The organism is Bacillus sp. DWP3-1, from assembly GCF_049896565.1.
Lineage (GTDB): Bacteria > Bacillota > Bacilli > Bacillales > Bacillaceae > Bacillus.
The window spans coordinates 88,486-108,352 of the sequence record NZ_JAFCUN010000001.1 but is presented as its reverse complement, the minus strand read 5'-3'; the positions used below and the strand labels follow the sequence as shown (position 1 = coordinate 108,352).

The window sequence follows — 19,867 nt, the reverse complement described above, 5'->3', positions numbered from 1 at the left end:
CATTCATTATTTTCTATCATATCATGATTGACCCTAGATGCACCATATGGGAGATTCATCAAATATGATGCTATACTTAATTTTATTTATAAAGGAGTCTTATATGAAGCAACTTTCTCGGAGACAGTTTTTAAAAGGAGCAGCTGGCGCGAGCATTCTCGGTTTTTTAGCTACAACATGTGGATACGGATATGCCAGATACATCGAACCACGCATGATCGATACCGTGTCACTGACCATTCAGGATGCTCAACTTCCAGCTTCATTTGACCAGTTTAAAATCGCTCAATTTAGTGATGTTCATTTAAGTGATACATTTCCTGCGAAAGAATTAGAATCCGTCGTCCAGCAAATCAACGCTGAGTCTCCAGACCTCATTGTGTTCACAGGTGACCTCGTTGATTTTCAAGCATCGATTGAAGAGCATGAAAAAGCGAAAGCATATTTGACCAAGCTCCATGCCCCGTTTGGTAAGCTCGCAATATGCGGAAATCATGACTACGGACCATTTGGCGTTGATCTTTATGAGAAAACGATGAAAGCTTGCGGTTTTACAATATGTAAAAATGATGTGTTTCAATTAGAAAAAGAAGGGGCGCATATTCAGATTGCTACATTGGATGACCTGATGATGAGTGTGCCGGATTATGACCTGATTAAGCGGGAAGTATCCTCTGATTTATTTACGTTACTGCTCGTACATGAGCCTGATGCAGCATTGGAGTTAAATACAACTCCCATTAACTTGCAGCTTTCTGGACATACCCATGGCGGACAGGTGCAGCTTCCTTTCTATGGCCCCATTCTCACAGCACCTTACGGCCATACATATGTGGAAGGTTTATACGGAAGTTATCAGCACCGAATCTATGTCAACCGCGGACTTGGGACAACAAGACTGCCACTTCGATTTTTAGCCAAACCTGAATTAACCTTTTTCACCCTCTCCTCTCGCATTTAGACAGAAGCCAAATTGCTCCTTTTTGCATATGTATAATCAAAGATCTTTCTCATGACAAATGTTAGGAGAAACCTTCCTTCGCCTGATTCCGTCCATATATATATCTAGTGACGGACATCATGGCTTCTTTTATTTGAGTGAAAGGAGTGTCCTTTGGTGCTGCGATATACGGTGAAAAATGGAGAAACCCTTGCTTCTATAGCACTTGATTTCCGAACAACAACAGATGCTTTAAAGGCTGCAAATCCGTCACTTCAAGGTCAAGAGCCTGTACAAAATGAGGTCATCATCATTCCTGGTCTGCCCGATCCTAGTTCGATCCCTTACCGCATCTCTGTTTCGATTTCAAGGAAACGTCTCGTATTGTTTTCTGGATCACAGCTTATTCGGTCGTATCCGATCGCAACAGGAAGAATTTTAAATATGACACCGACAGGTTCTTATTATATTGTCAACAGACAGCCAAACCCAGGAGGTCCCTTTGGCGCCTATTGGCTGAGCCTATCGAAAATTCATTACGGCATCCACGGTACGAATAACCCGTCTTCAATTGGTAAAGCTGTGTCTAGAGGGTGCATTCGTATGTATAATCAGAATGTCATCGAACTTGCTTCAATCGTTCCAAACGGAACACCTGTGACCATTAGCCAGTAGGAGAAATTAATTGTATGAATGCTTAAAATTTTATATGATATAAAGTGGGATCTTCAGGTTAAGGAGCGTATTTATGGATATTTTTAAAAACAGAAATTTTGTTCGTCTCTTTTTTGCAGCACTTGCTTCGCAAATGGGGACAACAGTAGGCAATATGGCGTTTGCCTTTTATTTGCTCGATCATTTTAGTCATCAGCCCGCCTATGCCACATTAGCAGAGCTCATGTATTCACTTCCAACGATCTTTGTCTTTTTTATGGTCGGTGTAGTAGCAGATCGTTTTGATCGTAAAAAAGTCGCAGAGAATTGCGATTGGATACGAGCTGGGCTGACGATTGTTTTATTCATTGTGATTTATTTCAATTCACTTCCACTTATTTTCTTGATCTTGTTTATACGAAGTGCCATTACGAAGTTCTTCTATCCAGCTGAAGCCTCTCTCGTTCAGGCGATTTTAAATAAAGATCAATATGCCAAAGCCGCTGGCTTAAATCAAATGCTGTTTAGTTTATTCATGGTATTTGGTGTTGGAATCGGTGCTATTATGTATAAGACAATTGGACTTCACGGTGCCATTACCATTGATTTGATCAGTTTTATTGTTTCAGGCATCCTGATTCGTTCATGTAACATTCCAATTGAAGCACGTCAGCCAAATGGACAAGCAGGCTGGAGAGGCATGACCATTAAAACGTCTCTAAAAGATTTTAAAGAAGGCATTCTTTACATTATAAAAAATAAATTATTGGCTTCTTTAATTTTTGGCTTTTTTGTTTTTGGTCTAGTCAATGGCGCATTTGCTGTACTTCCAATGTTTACAATGAAATATGGCCTTTCACCGGACCATTTTGAACTGCATACATCCTTCTTTACAATCGCGATCGGTGCCGGTCTACTTGTTGGCAGCTTAATGGGCTCTGTTCTCGCTAAAAAAGTAAAGATGCAATATCTCATGTCGCTTCCGATTTTGGTTGCAGGCATTCTGATTTTTGTACTTGGTTCCACCCATACACTATGGTTGTTTTATGTCACATCATTTGTCATTGGTACATGTATTGGACCGGTCAACATTGTCATTGGCGGCTGGCTGCCGAGAATCGTCCATCCTCGTCTGATGGGACGTGTGTCAGGATGGGTTGATCCACTTACCATGTTTGCTCAATCCATGACATTAGGTCTGATTGCGGTACTATTTCCAAAACTCATTACAAACGTTTCTTATATTTATTACGGAATGGGCGTTATTATTTTACTCGTTTTCCTTTTTTACTTCATTACACTGCCGAAGTTCAGCAGAGAAGCTGCCGACTTAGACGTGCAGCGAGAACTAAAAGGCCAGGGAGCGCAATAATTGAACAGGAAAAAGGGCTTTCTTTAAAAGGAAGTCCTTTTTTTCATAGCTGAAACGCCCTACGACGTTATTTACTCTGTTGATTGAAGCTATTTGAAGCAACATCAACCAATAGAGGAGTCAACATACCCTTCAATCGATCCATTCTTCTTTTTTAACTTTTACCTCTTACATCCATTCTATCAATCCCTTTCATTATTTAGCCTTTATTTCTTTTTTTCAAAAAACAGGAACGTGTATAAAATTGCAAAAATTTTTATAAAATTTCTTTACATCTTTGGAAGTTTTATAGTAGGATAGTCAGGTTGGAGGTGAGGGGTATGCTAAAAAGTTATTATTTTATTCATACAAAAGATGATCAAGGACAGTATGTTGTACATACAGAAGATTGTGCATTTTTAGGTGATGCTGCAAGCCGTAAATTGATTGGTCTGCACATGAGTGGCGAGAGCGCCATTGATGAAGCTAAACAAATGACGAATGAAACTGATTTTAATGGTTGCTTCTATTGCGCTTATTCAAGTCATAAGAAATAGACCATGTTGTTAAACCATAAGTTCGACATGTTGTCAGGCATATGGTAAAGTTTCAGACGCAATATGTAAAAATGAATCCAAATTGAGAAACTACCCATTTATTTAAATAGGTAGTTATCATGAACTAATAGTTCACTTCATATATATTTCATTCAGTCAATTCTTCTGCCCTTCTTGCAATGAACGTCTCTTCTCCTTTGCCCACCAATGACACCGTCAGCAATGGATTTGCCAACATTATCGAAAAGATGCTACTTCAAGATATCCCTCATGCTGGTCAGCTAAACCGCTCTGAATGCTGCAGATCCTTCAATTAAAGAAGTTTATAGAAGTTACCTCCTCATTATGTGAAAGTTCAACAAAGCCTCATCCTGCTTCAAAAAACGGACTTCAATACAGAAATTGCTTACCAAAGCAGCTTCAACTATGCTTAAAAGAATGAATATACAACACCTTTAGCATATAGAAAATGAAATGCGCCGCATTCTTTCCACCTGAAACAGATAGAAGAAAAATCATAGTGAATAGATGCTGTGTCTTTGCTGATCATTCTGCCATTTTTATATTCAACCACGTTTTAGAACCCTCCTGAATGGCTATTGTAGATAAGAGGGCTATGAATCCTATCGCTTTTACAATAACTCTATTTGCAATTTACTAATAAAAACGTATAATTTATACTAAGCACAGGAAGACGAAAGACAAAGGAGAGAAAAAATGGACGATTATGCTCATACTAAAGACATAGAACCTACAGCAGAAAACATCGCAAAAGCCATTTATACTGTTAACCGCCATGCTAAAACCGCACCAAACCCCAAGTTTCTTTATCTTTTGAAAAAACGTGCGCTGCAAAAACTATTGCAAGAAGGTAAAGGAAGAAAAGTGGGCCTACATTTCTCTAACAATCCCAAATATAGTCAACAACAGTCCGACGTGCTGATTGAAATTGGAGATTATTATTTTCACCTGCCACCAACCAAAGAAGACTTCGAATTTTTGCCACACTTAGGAAATTTAAATCAATCATATCGCAATCCGAAAGCGAATATGTCATTAAACCGAGCAAAGCAACTACTTCAAACGTATGTCGGTTTAAAAGAAAAACCTACCGCCACAAAACAAAAATCACATTACACAAAGCCCGTCTTCAAACGACTCGGGGAAAGTTATTTTTAAACAAAAAAACCACTCATGCCGAGTGGTTTTTTGTTTAGATAATAAAGTGATCGACTTTTTCAATCAGCTGATGAATTTCTGGTTTACTAATTTGATCATCTGCACCGATTGTTTCCCCTTTATGGCGCAAATCTTCAGTGATTAACGAAGAGAAGATGAGAATCGGTATGGAACTCGTTAAAGGATTTTCCTTCAACAGTTTCGTTAATCGGTGACCATCCATTTTTGGCATTTCAATATCCGTAATAATCATATCAATTTCTTCTGTCACACTGATTCCTTTACTGACAAGGTCCATGACGTGGTCATATGCCTGTTTGCCATCTTCAAAGGTCACAATGTTTTTATAGCCTGCTTCGGTTAATTCATTTGTTAATAAACGCATGAGAAGCGGAGAGTCTTCAACGACATAAAGCTTCTTCCCTGTTCTTCTCTCGTCTTTCTCACCGTCAAACATATGATACGTTTCTACTCCAGAAGCGGATTCAATATCATAAATGATTTTCTCGTAATCTGGAAGGAAAATCATTTTTTCATCAAGCTTAATGATGCCCGTTAAATGACGGTCCATCCCTTGATTGAGTGCAGTTGGCTTTTCAATTTCTTCCCAGCTGACGCGGTGAATTTGTGATACCGTTCCTGTATGGAACACAAATTTCCGTTGGTTGAATTCAGTCACAATATATTTCTCTTGTTCTGACTGATCTGACTCGACATTAAAAAAGGAAAATAGATTGATGACTGGTAAAATCTCGCCTCGTAAACTAATCATCCCTTCTACATCTTGATGAGAGTGCGGTACAACCGTCACCTCAACCGGCTGAATGATTTCTCTTACTTTCATGACGTTAATGCCGAATTGATTTGAACCAATTTCAAACTTCACAATTTCCAATTCATTGGTACCAGAGTCAAGTAAAATTTCTTGTTTGTTTAAAGCCACGGAAATCCCTCTATTCTTCAATATAAGATTGTACTTTTTATATCGGCAGCATAGGTAAAAAGTTGACGTTTCTTTACGCTTTCTCTCGTACGAATTGATGAATCACAAGTCCTATCGCTGCAAGAATGAGTAAAGACCCTAGTGCAAGGCGGCTTGCGAGATTTCCGTGCTCTGCAAACAGCAGAGTGACTGAGCCATAAATGATGGGTCCAATAATTGAAGACACCTTCCCTGAGAATGCAAAGAGACCAAAGAACTGTCCTCTCTTTTCCTTAGGTGTCAGCTCAATTATCAATATTCGTGATGCCCCCCAGCTTGCGCCGAGTGAAATTCCGAATAAACTGCCGGCCACCCAGAAAACCCATTCCGTTGTGGCTGTCACAGCCAAAATCAGGGCCACGATCAAAATCACATACACGACTGTAATCGAGCGCTTTGCCCCAATCGCCTTTGTGATATATCCAAATAGAAAGGAGCCAATGATACTTGAAATGGTCGACACCAGATAAAGCAGAATAAATTGCCCAGCGGTAAAGCCAATGATGATTTTGGCATAAACAGCCATCATCGCAATCGCTGTCTGTAAGGCATCATTCATAAAAAAGAAAGCAATCATAAAGATAAAAGCCGGTTTGAATTGCTTCATCTCTTTAAACGTGCGAATAATTTCTTTATACCCGCTGAAAAATGACGCCTTTTTCTCTTGCTGCGGCAGCGGATGAGGGTCTTTTACAAAAAAGAGAAAGGGCAGGAAAAAGAGAAAGAATAAAAGCGCTGTCGGAATAAATGCTTCATGAAATTGGTCATTGCCAACAAGTAAATAAACTGAGAGACCGACAAGTGTCCCTAAATAACCAACGGCAATGCCAAACCCAGAAATAAGCGGTATTTCATCCTTTGTCCCAAGATCGGGCAGAATGGTGTCATAAAACACTAGGCTCGAGTGATAGAAAAATTTTGCGATCACAAACAAGGTGACCACTACTAATAAGGAGACAGGCAGCCCAAACCATTCGCTTGAGAAATCAATTCCAGCAAAGATCCCCATCAAAAACGTACAAGATATACATATTAAAGTAAACACTGTGATGTAGCGCTTCTTTTTTCCTGTACGATCGATCAGAACCCCGTATAATGGTGTAAAAATGACGAGAAAAATGCTGGCTAGTGCGTTTGCATAAGAAATAAACGTACTGGCGATCTGATCCATTCTCGCACTGTCTCCAATCGTTTCCTGCAAGTAGAACGGGAAGAAAATGGTGATCATATTGGATGAAAATATCGTATTTGCAAAGTCATACAATGCCCAGGCCAAAACGGGTGCTGTCAAAAACAACCCGAAGCCTGCCCCTTTTTTCTGCATGGTCTTTTTTCCTGTTCTCAATCGTTTGTCTCCCTTCCCTGCCTGATTTTTCACTATCATTCTATTTTATGTCATGCTTCCCTCTTCCATACAAGCAATCTATACAAAAAGCACCCCTTACTATTTAGCAGAGGTGCTTTTTTTCTTTATTTCTTCACAACAATCGTACTTGCAATTAAATCGTGAAGCGCTTGTTTTTTCTCTGTGAAAAAGGCAATGATGTACCCAATACATAAGATTGGAGACAAAAAGACTTTTGCAAAAAAGCGGCCAGTTGCTCGTCCGAATGTTATTTTTTCGCCCGTTACTTTTGTCACTTTGATCCCAAGAGCCATCTTACCAAGAGTTCCTTGCAGTTTTGATGCTTCCATAATAGCGTAATAAAGCCATGTCAACACGATACCGATTAAGATCGATGCTACGTAGAAAAAGATAAGTCCCATAATGACAGCCCATTCTTCATCCGTCATGACGGTTGTGGAATAGTAATAGCTGTCATCCTCTAGCATAAATGCTGCCTCTGGGCTTGAGACAAAAAAGAGTGTGAACAAAATAAACATGATGAAGGCATAAGGAACACTGATAATGACGCCGTCCAAAAGGTGGGCAAGAAAGCGGTAGCCCACGCCTGCTAGCTCAGGATACTTCTTTTCTTGAATGTGTGGTTCTGTTATGTTTGTTTCCATCCTATTTCTCCTTTATTATGTATGTTTTCTATAAATTTCTTATAATCATTCGTTATTATATCTTATGAATATAGTAAGATCAATGGAGCTGTACACTTTTACATATATTTTAGATCAGTTTGTTCTTAATGTTTTATGTGAATAAATACTGAAAATTTGTGAAAATCATGGCACTTCTAGTTCTTTTACCTCCTGATTTTTTAACATTTTGTGATATTTTCGTCTTGTTTCCATTCTGCTGTTGACAACCGCTCTTCACATGGTACAATAGTCAAGGATTTTTTAAAGAAAGGTGTTCATGATGGGAACTGTCGTACTATTAAAGAACAACGAAATGACTGTAATTGAAGATATTTGCGAAGCTGATTTTTTGGACATGAAGCATGATTTGTCAAATGATGACGCAGCTTATATCTCTTGGTATGAAGATTACGATACTGCTTATGGATATTGATTTCATTTCATAGATGAAGCGTAAAAAAAGGCGATACAACCTAAGTTGGTTGATCGCCTTTTTTACGTTTGTGATGTTCTTTCACTTTCAGGCTCTACATGAATAAAGATTTGTGCATGCGGAAATTCTTGCTGAATCTTCTCTTCAATTCGATCACATAATTGATGAACATCTTCAATGGTTGTCTTGCCATCTACAATTAAATGGAAATCAATATATTCCTCTGCTCCGGATCGTCTTGTTCGAAAGTCATGATATTCGATGAACTCTTGACTGAATCCTTGAATGATTGCTTCTATCGATTGTTCTTCCTCGGGTGTTAGCCGGGCGTCTACAAGCGGCGGGAAGGCTTCTTTCATGAGTTTAAATGCTTCACGCATAATAAAGAGAGCGAGTATCATTCCAATGATCGGATCTAAGAAATACCAATCGGTTAATGCTACAAGCAATAAACTGAATGCCACCCCTAGTGACGTATACACATCTGTTAACAGGTGCAATGCATTCGATTTCATGGCAACAGAATGCACTCGCTCCGCCTCTTTGTTCACAACCTTCGATACGATAAAATTGATGAGCGCGCCTGTCAGCATCACCACAATGCCAAGCACAGGCAGCTTGACTGGCTCTGGGTGCATTAATTTGTGAACACATTCGTATATGATCCAAATGCCGGCAACGAAAATCAGCAAGGTCTCAATCGTTCCTGAAATATTTTCGACTTTTCCATGTCCATAAGGATGTTTAGAATCTGCTGGCTTTCTTGAAATACGAACAGAAATAAATGCAATAAAAGATGCCATTAAATCGAGAAAAGAATGAATGGCTTCTGATAAAACCGCAACAGATCCAGTCAACAGCCCCACAATGATTTTTAAGATGACAACAAATGTGTTACTCATCACGGATAGAAACGCGATTTTCGATGTCTTCGCTGATTGTTCCATCTATCGTCCTCCTTTAGGAGATCGTATGTCTATGAAAGCAATTCCCATGACCTGATTCTCACGTTCTTTCAGTTTACACAGTTGTGACGTTTTCTAATCCTGTTCACCGCAGCCTGTATTTTCTCGTGAGGTTACGCTATAATAAATGTTGCTCTTTCTTCAATATATCACTCATGCTGTGATGAATAGGAGAATAGACTACAGATAATGATATCCAGTGCCTTTCGCGGGTGACATTTATGCAGTGAATGGTAAAATAGGATAAAAACATAAATTTTTAAGGTGATGAGAAATGGAGCATTTGCTGAATCCAAGAGTAAAGGATATTGAAATTTCAGGCATTCGAACATTTTCAAATCTCGTATCGTCATATGAGGATGTCGTTTCTTTGACGATAGGCCAGCCCGATTTTTATACGCCGCATCATGTCAAAACAGCTGCCAAAGCAGCCATTGACGAGAATTTCACCTCGTACACTCATAATGCTGGTTTCCTAGAGCTAAGACAAGCGATCCAGCACTACATCAAGAAGAAAGTCCATCTTGATTATGATGCAGAGTCAGAAATCATTGTGACGACAGGTGCAAGTCAAGCGATTGATGCTGCGTTTCGAACCATTTTGTCAGAGGGTGACGAGGTCATTTTACCTGGACCTGTCTACCCTGGCTATGAACCGATCATTCGAATGTGTGGCGGGAAGCCTGTACATATCGACACAACGAATGCTGGCTTTAAATTAAATGCCAAGCTGATTGAGGATGCATTAACGGAAAAGACAAAGTGTGTTGTGCTTCCTTATCCTTCGAACCCAACTGGTGTCACGCTTTCGGAAGAAGAATTGAAAGAGATTGCCCAGCTCCTTGAAGGAAAAGACCTCTTTATTTTATCCGATGAAATCTATAGCGAGCTGACCTTTGACCGGCCGCATCATTCAATTGCCTCTTTCTTAAAGGAACAGACCATTGTGATTAACGGACTGTCTAAATCTCATAGCATGACCGGTTGGAGAATTGGCTTTTTATTTGCTTCAGCTCCAATTGCTAAACATGTATTAAAAGTACATCAATATAACGTGTCTTGTGCCTCGGCTGTCTCACAAAAGGCGGCACTTGAAGCTGTGACAAATGGTGTGGATGATGCACTCATCATGAGAGAGCAATATAAGAAAAGACTCGATTATGTATATGATCGGCTCATTTCTATGGGGCTTCCGGTCATTAAGCCTTCTGGCGCTTTTTATATTTTTCCATCCATTGAATCGTTTGGGATGAGTTCCTTTGATTTTTGTATGGAGCTGTTAGAAAGTACAAGACTTGCTGTTGTACCAGGGTCTGCTTTCTCTCCGCTCGGCGAAGGGTATGTGCGTCTGTCCTATGCTTATTCACTTGAAACACTGAAAGAAGGACTTGACCGCCTAGAACAATTCGTCCTTGAAAAACGTTCCATTCATTTAACAGACTGAAACAACGGCTCTCTTGCCGTTGTTTTTATTTTGCAGGAAACATGATGTGAAATACGGTGCCCTTTTCGGGATGACTATCCACACGGATCGTCCCGTTGTGATTTTCTAAAATATTAAATGTCACCATGAGGCCAAGTCCAGTGCCTTTTTCCTTTGTCGTTAAAAAGGGCTCTCCTATTCGCTTCATGACCGATTCAGGAATGCCGACCCCTTCATCACGAATGGTGACGAGAATCCCATCTCTTTCTGCTTTGGCCGTGATGTCTACCTTTCCTCCGTCCGGCATGGATTCGACGGCATTTTTGATTAAATTGATAAACACCTGCTTGAGCTGATTTTGATCCCCGTTCATCAGGAGATCCTCTTCTATTTCACTTGTGTTCATTAAAATGCCATTTAAGTTCGCTTGTGTTTCTAATAAAGCCGTGACTTCACTGATGATTTTTTTCAAATCAAGTGTCTGCATCGAAGCCGTTTGCTGCGGTTTTGCCAGCATGAGCAGCTCGCTTAAAATAATTTCTATCCGGCTCAGCTCGGAAAAAACAATCTCGAAATATTGATCCCGATCTTTTGTTTTCGGTTTAATGAGCTGTAAAAAGCCTTTGATGGCGGTCAATGGGTTCCTGATTTCATGTGCGATGCCAGCAGCCAATTGACCTGCGATCGATAATTTTTCAGACCGGAGCATGAGCTCTTCTGTCTGCTTGCGTTCGGATATATCTCTTAAAATAATTTGAACGGCTGTTTCTCCAAAAAACGTAGTTGGGATACACACCATTTCTGTATAAATCAGCTTGTGTTTAAACGTATGACAGCTCATCGTGACAATCTCGGAATCTGATGCTCTTTCAATAATACGCGACAAGCTCTTTTTGACTTTTTGCTGGTCACAGGAATGGATCTGGTGGAAAATATCCTTTCCTATTAATTTATCGTAATGCTCGGCTTCAAATAATTTAATGCCTGATTCATTCATAAACACCCATTTGTGATCGTGAATGACCGCAATCGTATCAATGGAGTTTTGGATGAGCAGCTGATACCGCTCCCGGCTTTTTTGCAGAACGGTTTGGAATTTCTTACGGGATGAGATGTCTACTAACAGCAAAAGCTCTGCCCGCTGATTTTGATAGATCGTTGGTGATGACTTCACTTCGATATGAATGCTGCTTCCATCTTTCCGCTTCCAAATCTGTTCAATCATTCCGACTGGAAGACCTTGTTGCAGCCTTGTAATTCGGCTTCTCACAATGTCATGGTACTCCTCAGCAATAAAGTCAAATGCAGTTTTGCCGATCATGTCATCTCTTGTACATACCCCCATTAATTGAAGCATCGCATCATTCGCATAAACAATTTCCCCTAAAATCGTAATACATAACGGATTTGGCAGCATGGCAATCAATTGTTCAGCTTCACTGACATGTTGGAAAGCCGGCAGACTGCCTAACGACTGTTCTGACACTTCTGATGTTGTTTGAAATGCTGCTTTTTGCGGTTCAGCGTCCAGCACCCTCATTTTTAGGATCATTTCTCTACTTAATTCACTGTCTAACTCATCACAAGCGACAAAATCAATACTAGCTTCAATCCATACAGCTGTTAGGTCACTTCTAAGCAGTCTAAAGTGGCAAATCTCTAGCATGTGCTGATTGTAGAAATAACTTTCGACGAGAAATTGATCTTCGGTATGAACAAAGTCTTTCAAAAAACACCCTAGTAAATCCTTTTGTTCATAGAGCAAAAGCTGCTTACAGTTAGAAGAAATGTAGAGAAAGCGGCCATTAGAAGAAAGAACGGCATGTAAATCGATATTCGAATAAAGCTGATTCGAATCTTTCATTTTTTGTTCCATCGTCGTCCGACCCTCCTTTTCATTTTTTAGGGTTGTCCTTAGATTGATGTATAAAAAAGATTCGCTAGAAAACCCGTATTTTCCTTCCGTCATCGAGGGAAACGTCCATCTTTTCAGCAAAAAAGAGCACATTCACTTGCTGTGCTCTCTGATGTTTACTGCTTTTCGTATTTCTTTTGTAATTCAACGTACTTATCAATAATCTTACTTGGGATGGTTTTAATGACAGGGTCTTTATCTGAGACATAAGGTGTCACGACACTAAAAGCCACCTTCGGATTGGACGATGGATAATATCCCCCAAAGGTTAAATTGTACGTGGGATTTCCCCACCAGCTGCGGTTGGCACCATAGTAAAAGGTTTGGGCCGTCCCTGTTTTTCCTGCGACATCATGCTGACCAAAGCGGCCAGCGGCAGTACCGCCAGTCGATGTGACCATTTTCAGCCCCATTTTGACGCGGTCAATATCTGCTTTCGAGTTGTTAATCGTGTTCAGCACCTTCGGCTCATATTTTTTCACGACTGGGCCTACTTCATCCTTCTTCGTTGGAAGGTGAACGCTTTTCACCACTCTTGGCTGAACGCGATTTCCTCCATTAGCGATCGTTGACATATACTGGGCAACTTGAAGCGGTGTATACGTGTCATACTGCCCAATTGCTTCATCAAGCAAGAGTCCGCCGACCGTCTTAGGATGTGTCTGCATCCCGCTTGATTCCTGCGGCAAATCGATCCCTGTTTTCACGCCAAGACCGAATTGCGCATAGTAGTTTCTCATTTTTTGCAGGTGCTCAGGTCTTGCCGGTAACGGCCCATCCTTTTGATAGGTGATGCCCGCCATTCTCATCGCTACTTGGAACATGTAGACGTTGGAACTTTTTTGGAGAGCCTGAAGGTCATTGACCCATCCAAGAACTTTGTAAGACTGTTTCGCCTTTCCATTACTTCCTGCAAAATAAAGCGGTGTATCCATATAGGATTGGTTGTGTGACATCCCGTCCTGATAACCGCCAAGTACTGTGGCTCCTTTGACAACAGAGCCCATTTCGTACTGGGTCGTAAATGTTCCGATGGCATAATCTGTGACGTCTCTGCCATCCATTTTCTTGCCAGACATTGCGAGAACATCCCCAGTGTTAGGGTCCATCATCACGACAAATGCGCGGTCCATCATATAGTTTCTCGCACTAGCGGATCTAAGCTCTGATTCGACGATCTTGTCGACTTCCTTTTGCAGCTCCATATCAAATGTCAGTGCAAGATCAAGTCCTCTTCGCCCCTCTGTCCGTTTGATTTCATCGAGCAGCTTCCCGCCAACCTGTGTATATTGAACAGTCGCTTTCTCTGGATTCAGAAAATCTTCGTATTGATACTCTAAATAGCTCTTCCCTACCCGGTCATTTCGCGAGTAGCCTCTTGCCATATAGTAATCTTCACGCTCTTTTATAATGCCTTGCTCTGGTGTGGTCACACCGCCAAGTACATTATAAAGGGTCTTTTCATACGGATATTTTCTTGTCCAATCATTGATGACATTTACACCATGCAGTTCATCCAGATGCTCTGACACAAGTGAAATCTCTTCATAGGTCAAACTCACGGATGACGTCTGCTTGGATTCTTTTGTTTCATCAAGCAAAGCCACTTTTTCGTCCCCTTTTTTCTCTTCGTTCGGGTCCATTGCTTTCACAATTTGAGGCTCAAAGGCATATCCGCCTGTAAATCTACGATAGATCGCTGCAACTGCTTTTTCCTCTGCATTTTTTTCGATCGCCTTGACCTCTTCCTTAGGCACACGCTCTACTTGAAGCGGATAGACATCTTTTGCTTTAAGATTCTTTTGCTCTGCTTTTGAAATGAGCTTATCCGCTTCTTTCGGATGGCTTGCCAGCCAAAAATCTCGAATGTCACGCTCTCTCAAAAAATCAGTATCCATTTTTATATAAGTCGCAAGTTTTCTTGCTACTTTAATCTTATCCTTCGCCTTCACACCGCTTTCTGATGTATAAACGATGGCAGGTACACTTTCGTTATCAACGACGACTCTTCCTCTCGCGTCATACATTTTTCCTCTTGGGGACGGGTATGATGCTGTTTTGACCTCTGTTCGGTTTGCTTGCTTTTTATAATCCTCACCATTGACGATCTGCAGCACACCAAGCTTGATCACAAGTCCAGCAAATAAACTAAAGACAGCGAAGAAAAAGAGATTAATCCTCCAGGCGTTCCGGCGCTTGATTTTTTTCTGCTCGGCACCACCTTGATGCTGTTTCTCTCCCACTTATGTAGCTCCTCTCATCCTTTCAATCTTTTACAATTACCACTCATTATTGTAACACTTTTGTAATAGTTGTTACAGTGAAACAAGTGAAAAAAAGCTGTCAATCCCTATTATGCAAAAAAATATACTAACACTTTAAAATATTGGTATGTTTATGTCGTTTTCTTTAAATGGAAGAATTCCCTATCCTTTGATATGAGGCGGATTTTTTTATGACTTTAACAAAAATGACAAACAGGCATTGTCAATGGAGGATGCTGGTACGTTTATAACAAAAAGTCCATGTTATGATTTTCTGTGAGAAAACAAAACAAAGATTTTAGGAGGAGTTACAATATGAAGAAGAAATCATTCTTTTTTTCAGCGCTAACGGCTGCTGCACTCATCACGTTCACTGGAGGACATTCAGCTGATGCGAAGGAGCTTAACCTGAAACAAGTGATACATGTACAGCATCAAACCATTGATCTTCATACATTAGCTGCAAAATTACATATCTCTTCAGATGTAAACAAGCTAAGCAAGTCGAATCAAAAAGAGATCGAAGCTCTTTTAAACAAGCTGATCAAAAGCGGTCAACCTGTTACTGGCACAAAAGTGGTGAAAGAAGTAAACAAAGCAAAAAATGAACAAAAACAAGAATCAGTGAAAAAACCAACTGCTTCTAAACCAAGTACGCCAGCTAAACAAAACACAAACAACAATAACAACACAAAAGCTGACCAAAAAGACACAACGGCAGCAAAAGCAGACAGCAGCTTGAATGCATTTGAAAAAGAAGTCGTTGAGCTTACAAATAAAGAGCGTGCAAAACAAGGGTTAAAAGCACTTTCTGTTGATTCAAAACTAAGCAAATCTGCTCGCGCAAAATCTCAAGATATGAAAGATAAAAACTATTTCTCTCATACAAGCCCAACTTACGGATCTCCATTTGATCAAATGAAGCAATTCGGTATCACTTACAAAACAGCAGGTGAAAACATTGCCCAAGGTCAAAGATCTCCTCAAGAAGTTGTGACTGCATGGATGAACAGTGAAGGCCACAGAGCCAATATCTTAAACAAAAACTATACACATATCGGTGTTGGTTATGTGAAATCTGGCAACTACTGGACGCAGCAATTCATCGGAAAATAAGATATCTAAAAAACCTGTCCCTAAGTGGGACAGGCCAGATTGTTGACAAAGGGCTAAAATGATCTTCATTTTAGCCTTTTGTCTTCTTTTCAGCGTGATAGAAAACCTTTGCAGTCTAGGAAGGACGAGTACCGGAGCGGAGCGAATTTGACATTCGTGAGCACCGGCACGCAGGACTGACACCGAATGCGAGGGTTTGTCTACACGCTGACCTGTCTCTAAGTGGGACAGGTCTTTTTATTTTACCCATAATTTATATATACTCTGTGTGCCGCTGTTTTCTTCGCCCTGTTCGCTCAGCTTTTCATAAAGTGACTTTGCAAGCGCGAGTCCTGGCATTTCTTCTCCCATCAGTTCTGCTTCCTCAAGTGCAATGCCCATATCCTTGATAAAATGCTTCACGTAGAACCCTGGCTCGAAATCACCTTTCAGCATTCTTGGTGCAAGGTTTGACAAGGACCAGCTTCCTGCCGCGCCCGTTGTAATGCTTTTGAGCACATGCTCTGGATCAAGTCCTGATTTTTCGGCATAGGCCATGGCCTCTGCAACGCCTACCATACCTGCTGCGATCGCAATTTGGTTACACATTTTGGTATGCTGACCGCTTCCTGCAGGTCCTTGATATTGAATGTTTTCGCCCATTTGCTCAAATAAGGGCAGGCACGCTTCATAGGCTGATTTTTCTCCGCCAATCATAATCGCAAGCGTTCCATTTTTTGCCCCTACGTCTCCGCCAGAAACTGGTGCATCTAATGCAAACAACCCTTTTTCTTTTGCTTTCATTTCAATTTCTTTTGCCAGCTGAGGCTTCGATGTAGTCATATCAATCAGATAGGTACCAGGCGCAGCATGTGCCACAAGCCCTTCTTCACCTAAATAGATTTCTTCTACATCTGATGGATATCCTACCATTGTGATGACAGCATCTGCATGTTCTGCAATCTCCTTCACTGCCGGCTTCCATGATGCGCCTTTTTGAATGAGTGCATCTGCTTTCGCTTTTGTTCTTGTATAAACGAGAACTTCATATCCGGCATCCATTAAATGTCCTGCCATACTGCGTCCCATTACACCGATTCCAATAAAACCAACTGTTTGGATTTGTGTCATCACTTGTTCCTCCTTAAAGAGACTTTGTCAGTCCACCATCAATGATGAGTGTTTGACCTGTCATATATGTATTGGCTTCAGATAAAAGAAAAGCTGCATATGCTGCAAATTCCTCTGGCTGTCCGTAACGGCCAAGCGGAATCGCACGTTCGGCCTGTGCTTTGATTTCTTCAACCGTTAAGTGCTCTGCCTGTGCGCGGTGCTTGTCCAGCTGTTTGACGCGGTCTGTTTCAATTTTCCCTGGGGCTAACGTATTGATTAAAATGCCATCCTTTGCAAACTCCTGAGCGGCTGTTTTTGTCCAGCCGGCAATAGCCGGTCTAAAAGTATTTGACAGCATCAAGCCTGGGATCGGTTCTTTCACTGACATAGACGCAATGTTTAACACGCGTGCGCCGTGTTTTTTCAAATAAGGCAAGGCCTCTTTTAATAATCGAATATAACTGAGTAAATGAAGCTGAAATGATTCCATCCAGTCTTCATCTGTTAAGGTTTCAAGCGTCCCTGTTTTAGGCCCGCCTGTATTGTTCACAAGAATGTCTAGACACTTCTCATCTCCAGCTGCCGCTTGAACTAGCGCCTTGATTTGCTGCGCGTCAGACACATCACATACTTGATAAGTCAGCTTTCCTTTTACAAGCGGAGATAATTCTTTGACTGTTTCTTTCAGCGTGTGCTCATGCCTTCCTGAAAGCATCACATCTGCTCCCTCTTTTGCTAGAGCAAAGGCAATGGCTTTTCCAATACCTTGACTGCTTGCAGCGACCAAGGCTTTTTTTCCAGATAGATTGACATCCATGTCAACACCTCCTCTAGCTTTATTTTATCATACAAAAAGAACCTTGCTCACGTCGCAAGGTTCCTTTCCGCTTGATTACAGCTTAAACCGATCAACCGCCTGACGTAATGCCTGGCTTGATTCGTTCAGCATTTCAGTCGAAGTTTTCGTTCTTTCTAAAGCTTGGACTTGTTCATCTGTAGACGCATGCACTTCCTCAGCTGAAGCCGCAGATTCTTCTGAGATCGCAGCAATGCTTTGAATGGAGTCATTCATTTTCTGCTGTTCGTCTGTCATTTCATTGATCTGTGTATGAATGCTGTCAATTGAGCCGACAAGTGCCTGCATTTCCATTGTGATGCTGCTCAGTGCCTCGCCTGTTGCATTAATGGCTTCACCTTGTTCCTCATTCATCTTACTTGCTGCCGTCATCGCTTCAGCCGCCTTTTTCGATTCATCTTGAATGAGTTTGACGGTTTCACTAATGTGTTTGGTTGATTGCGCAGATTGTTCAGCAAGCTTTCTGACTTCTTCTGCAACAACAGCAAATCCTCGTCCGCTTTCTCCGGCTCTCGCTGCTTCAATGCTTGCATTCAGAGCAAGTAAATTCGTTTGATCAGAGATTTCAGAGATGGCGGTCACAACGTTTTCAATATTTTTCGTTTTATGTTCAAGGTCAAGCAGCATTTGCTCCACTTTCTTCGATTCCTCGTTCGCTTGTGTTGATTTTTGAACGAGCATACCTAGTGCATCGAGCCCTCTATAGCCTGCATCTTCAGATGATTTTGAGTTGGCTTGCATTTGCGTGGCAAGCTCACCCATATGACGTACTTTTTCATATAAATGCTCTGATTTCTCATTAATCGTTTCTGCTTCTGAAGCCTGCTTAGACGCACCTGTTGCCACCTCTTGAATGGCCGTTGCAATCTGTTCGCTCGACAGTAAGGTTTCATTTGAAATTTGCGTGACTTCATCCGTAGATGTCACTACTTGGTCTGAAGCCCCTTTTACTTTTTCAATTAACTCTCTGATCCCCTCGGTCATTTGATTAAAGCTCTTCGTGAGGAAACCAATCTCATCTTGAGATTTCGTTTCAAGTGAGCTGGTTAAATCACCTTCAGACACCTTACGCACATGCTCGATCAGACGCTTGATTGGCGTTGTGATGCTTCTTGCTAATAAGAAACTGAGAATGATCGCAAGAACAATGGCAATGACTGAAATCATGATGCTTGTCTGATTCATTTGTTCTGTGATCCAAAGCAGTTTCTTTTTCTCAAAGCTGACACCTATTGTCCAATCGGCCTCTTTGATTTTAGATATGACCGTCAGTTCTTTGTTATCATCAAGACCGGAATTGTCGATCGCTTTTTTTACAGAAGCGACTTTTGATATGTTTTTTCCTTGCTCAGTTGGATGTGCCAAAATCGTTCCTTTGCCATCTACTAAGAAAGCGTTTCCCATATAAGGAATCTTTTGTTCCTTTATATACGATTGAATGGAAGACAGCTTCAAATCAAGTCCTGCGACTCCAACAACCTTTCCATTTCGCACAATTGCCTTGGTGGCTGAGACAACCATTTCATTCGTTGCTTTATCAATATACGGATCTGTCCAGATGACTTCATCAGGCTTTTCAGCCGAATTGATAAACCAATCTCGCTTAGTTGGATCATATCCTTCACCAAAATCAGACTCTGGGAAGGCAAACATTTTACCGTCACTTGTTCCTATATAGGCAAGTGAGATGAGTTCATCCTGCTCCTGCAAGACTTTTAGTTCATCGTTTTCAAAGGCTAATGTTTGTTTTGTTTGCTTTTGTGCAAAATCTTCAGTCAGTGTACTTGTTGCCAGTTTGTTAATTGTACCCCCGTAATTATCAAGCTTTTGTGCAATAATATCTCTCATGCTTTCTGCTGTTGCCGCTGTGGTGGTTTTTGCATCCCGTTCAATGAGTGGTGTTAATACTATGTTGGAACCCACTTGAACGGCCACGACGGTTAAAATTAAAATAACTGAGATGAAAACAGCTATTCTCACTTGAAGTTTCTTAAACATCTCATCACCCCTACATCCTACTTTCGCATCTTATTTTGTATATCGGCAAAATTGGTACCGCATTCAATAGTTGTAAGAAAATTTAAATAGAAAAAACAAGCCATAAAGGCT

General features: G+C 40.9%; 17 protein-coding genes. 8 read left to right on the top strand and 9 right to left on the bottom strand.

Annotation, left to right across the window (positions count from 1 at the left end):
• The first annotated feature begins 103 nt into the window (after nt 1-103).
• From ACP7A0_RS00560 to ACP7A0_RS00540, 5 genes are all read left to right on the top strand, one after another.
• Nucleotides 104-961 (top strand): metallophosphoesterase, encoded by an 858-nt coding sequence (locus ACP7A0_RS00560; RefSeq protein ID WP_060596141.1) that lies wholly within the window; start codon nt 104-106, stop codon nt 959-961.
• 156 nt (nt 962-1,117) lie between these two features.
• On the top strand, nt 1,118-1,615 hold the full coding sequence (locus ACP7A0_RS00555) for a L,D-transpeptidase family protein (RefSeq protein WP_060596140.1): 498 nt from the start codon (nt 1,118-1,120) through the stop codon (nt 1,613-1,615).
• Between the two features lie 73 nt (nt 1,616-1,688).
• Nucleotides 1,689-2,966, top strand: coding sequence for an MFS transporter (locus tag ACP7A0_RS00550; RefSeq protein WP_034662784.1), 1,278 nt, complete (start codon nt 1,689-1,691; stop codon nt 2,964-2,966).
• A gap of 320 nt (nt 2,967-3,286) precedes the next feature.
• Nucleotides 3,287-3,502, top strand: a complete 216-nt coding sequence (locus tag ACP7A0_RS00545) for a hypothetical protein (RefSeq protein ID WP_003211341.1) — start codon at nt 3,287-3,289, stop codon at nt 3,500-3,502.
• Between the two features lie 717 nt (nt 3,503-4,219).
• The gene (locus tag ACP7A0_RS00540; protein WP_012009774.1) at nt 4,220-4,681 is read left to right on the top strand and encodes a YkyB family protein; all 462 of its coding nucleotides are present in this window, start codon (nt 4,220-4,222) and stop codon (nt 4,679-4,681) included.
• 34 nt (nt 4,682-4,715) lie between these two features.
• Here ACP7A0_RS00540 and ACP7A0_RS00535 read toward each other — a convergent pair whose 3' ends face one another.
• From ACP7A0_RS00535 to ACP7A0_RS00525, 3 genes are all read right to left on the bottom strand, one after another.
• Nucleotides 4,716-5,624 carry a chemotaxis protein gene (locus tag ACP7A0_RS00535; RefSeq protein ID WP_034662787.1) on the bottom strand — a complete coding sequence of 303 codons (909 nt, stop codon included), beginning with the start codon at nt 5,622-5,624 and terminating at the stop codon, nt 4,716-4,718.
• 73 nt (nt 5,625-5,697) lie between these two features.
• On the bottom strand, nt 5,698-7,008 hold the full coding sequence (locus tag ACP7A0_RS00530) for an MFS transporter (RefSeq protein ID WP_426003933.1): 1,311 nt from the start codon (nt 7,006-7,008) through the stop codon (nt 5,698-5,700).
• A gap of 125 nt (nt 7,009-7,133) precedes the next feature.
• Complete coding sequence (locus ACP7A0_RS00525) at nt 7,134-7,673, bottom strand: RDD family protein (protein WP_375567349.1); 540 nt, start codon at nt 7,671-7,673, stop codon at nt 7,134-7,136.
• Between the two features lie 301 nt (nt 7,674-7,974).
• On the opposite strand from ACP7A0_RS00525, the gene ACP7A0_RS00520 reads away from it, so the two are divergent.
• Nucleotides 7,975-8,127, top strand: a complete 153-nt coding sequence (locus ACP7A0_RS00520) for a hypothetical protein (protein ID WP_162839369.1) — start codon at nt 7,975-7,977, stop codon at nt 8,125-8,127.
• A gap of 62 nt (nt 8,128-8,189) precedes the next feature.
• Here the strand turns inward: ACP7A0_RS00520 and ACP7A0_RS00515 are convergent, their stop codons facing one another.
• Nucleotides 8,190-9,074: a cation diffusion facilitator family transporter gene (locus tag ACP7A0_RS00515; protein WP_106036745.1), complete on the bottom strand. Its 885-nt coding sequence runs from the start codon at nt 9,072-9,074 to the stop codon at nt 8,190-8,192.
• A 292-nt stretch (nt 9,075-9,366) separates the two neighbouring features.
• Between ACP7A0_RS00515 and ACP7A0_RS00510 the strand changes: the two genes are divergently transcribed.
• Complete coding sequence (locus ACP7A0_RS00510; protein WP_375567346.1) at nt 9,367-10,536, top strand: aminotransferase A; 1,170 nt, start codon at nt 9,367-9,369, stop codon at nt 10,534-10,536.
• Nucleotides 10,537-10,561: 25 nt separating this feature from the next.
• On the opposite strand, the gene ACP7A0_RS00505 is transcribed toward ACP7A0_RS00510, so the two are convergent.
• Together ACP7A0_RS00505 and ACP7A0_RS00500 are read right to left on the bottom strand one after the other, a co-directional pair.
• Nucleotides 10,562-12,391: a PAS domain-containing protein gene (locus ACP7A0_RS00505; RefSeq protein ID WP_340972562.1), complete on the bottom strand. Its 1,830-nt coding sequence runs from the start codon at nt 12,389-12,391 to the stop codon at nt 10,562-10,564.
• A 155-nt stretch (nt 12,392-12,546) separates the two neighbouring features.
• A complete protein-coding gene (locus tag ACP7A0_RS00500; protein WP_334748849.1) occupies nt 12,547-14,673 on the bottom strand; it encodes a peptidoglycan D,D-transpeptidase FtsI family protein in 2,127 nt (708 codons plus the stop codon).
• Nucleotides 14,674-15,009: 336 nt separating this feature from the next.
• On the opposite strand from ACP7A0_RS00500, the gene ACP7A0_RS00495 reads away from it, so the two are divergent.
• Entirely contained in the window at nt 15,010-15,810 is an 801-nt protein-coding gene (locus tag ACP7A0_RS00495) for a CAP domain-containing protein (protein WP_034662807.1), read from the top strand.
• A gap of 237 nt (nt 15,811-16,047) precedes the next feature.
• Here ACP7A0_RS00495 and ACP7A0_RS00490 read toward each other — a convergent pair whose 3' ends face one another.
• The 3 genes from ACP7A0_RS00490 to ACP7A0_RS00480 form a co-directional block, all read right to left on the bottom strand.
• Nucleotides 16,048-16,920 carry an NAD(P)-dependent oxidoreductase gene (locus tag ACP7A0_RS00490; protein WP_307499539.1) on the bottom strand — a complete coding sequence of 291 codons (873 nt, stop codon included), beginning with the start codon at nt 16,918-16,920 and terminating at the stop codon, nt 16,048-16,050.
• 13 nt (nt 16,921-16,933) lie between these two features.
• Nucleotides 16,934-17,719, bottom strand: a complete 786-nt coding sequence (locus tag ACP7A0_RS00485) for an SDR family oxidoreductase (protein ID WP_307499538.1) — start codon at nt 17,717-17,719, stop codon at nt 16,934-16,936.
• Between the two features lie 75 nt (nt 17,720-17,794).
• Nucleotides 17,795-19,756 carry a methyl-accepting chemotaxis protein gene (locus ACP7A0_RS00480; RefSeq protein WP_034662818.1) on the bottom strand — a complete coding sequence of 654 codons (1,962 nt, stop codon included), beginning with the start codon at nt 19,754-19,756 and terminating at the stop codon, nt 17,795-17,797.
• Nucleotides 19,757-19,867: the final 111 nt, after the last annotated feature.

Coding starts and splice junctions, on each gene's coding strand:
- ACP7A0_RS00550 (WP_034662784.1), top strand. CDS start 1,689: ATGGATATTTTTAAAAACAGAAATTTTGTTCGTCTCTTTTTTGCAGCA.
- ACP7A0_RS00510 (WP_375567346.1), top strand. CDS start 9,367: ATGGAGCATTTGCTGAATCCAAGAGTAAAGGATATTGAAATTTCAGGC.
- ACP7A0_RS00560 (WP_060596141.1), top strand. CDS start 104: ATGAAGCAACTTTCTCGGAGACAGTTTTTAAAAGGAGCAGCTGGCGCG.
- ACP7A0_RS00495 (WP_034662807.1), top strand. CDS start 15,010: ATGAAGAAGAAATCATTCTTTTTTTCAGCGCTAACGGCTGCTGCACTC.
- ACP7A0_RS00485 (WP_307499538.1), bottom strand. CDS start 17,719: ATGGATGTCAATCTATCTGGAAAAAAAGCCTTGGTCGCTGCAAGCAGT.
- ACP7A0_RS00540 (WP_012009774.1), top strand. CDS start 4,220: ATGGACGATTATGCTCATACTAAAGACATAGAACCTACAGCAGAAAAC.
- ACP7A0_RS00490 (WP_307499539.1), bottom strand. CDS start 16,920: ATGACACAAATCCAAACAGTTGGTTTTATTGGAATCGGTGTAATGGGA.
- ACP7A0_RS00520 (WP_162839369.1), top strand. CDS start 7,975: ATGGGAACTGTCGTACTATTAAAGAACAACGAAATGACTGTAATTGAA.
- ACP7A0_RS00515 (WP_106036745.1), bottom strand. CDS start 9,074: ATGGAACAATCAGCGAAGACATCGAAAATCGCGTTTCTATCCGTGATG.
- ACP7A0_RS00525 (WP_375567349.1), bottom strand. CDS start 7,673: ATGGAAACAAACATAACAGAACCACACATTCAAGAAAAGAAGTATCCT.
- ACP7A0_RS00480 (WP_034662818.1), bottom strand. CDS start 19,756: ATGTTTAAGAAACTTCAAGTGAGAATAGCTGTTTTCATCTCAGTTATT.
- ACP7A0_RS00545 (WP_003211341.1), top strand. CDS start 3,287: ATGCTAAAAAGTTATTATTTTATTCATACAAAAGATGATCAAGGACAG.
- ACP7A0_RS00505 (WP_340972562.1), bottom strand. CDS start 12,391: ATGGAACAAAAAATGAAAGATTCGAATCAGCTTTATTCGAATATCGAT.